General features: G+C 49.3%; 2 tRNA genes. Both read right to left on the reverse strand.

What is annotated here, in order from left to right:
- Positions 1 to 2: 2 nt before the first annotated feature.
- Positions 3 to 78 (reverse strand) — tRNA-Lys (locus TW81_RS18720).
- Positions 79 to 80: 2 nt separating this feature from the next.
- A tRNA-Glu gene (locus TW81_RS18725) sits at positions 81 to 156 on the reverse strand.
- Positions 157 to 207 lie beyond the last annotated feature (51 nt).

A 207-nucleotide genomic window follows, 5' to 3' on the forward strand; every position in this document is an offset into this window, starting at 1 on the left:
AATGGTGGGTCGTGCAGGATTCGAACCTGCGACCAATTGATTAAAAGTCAACTGCTCTACCAACTGAGCTAACGACCCAATGGTATCCCGTAGGGGAGTCGAACCCCTGTTACCGCCGTGAAAGGGCGGTGTCCTAGGCCTCTAGACGAACGGGACACTAAGTTGAACATCTTGGGAGATGTTCTATCTCTTAAACTACATAAACCA

Origin of the sequence: Vibrio galatheae (assembly GCF_000967545.1) — a bacterium.
GTDB lineage: Bacteria > Pseudomonadota > Gammaproteobacteria > Enterobacterales > Vibrionaceae > Vibrio > Vibrio galatheae.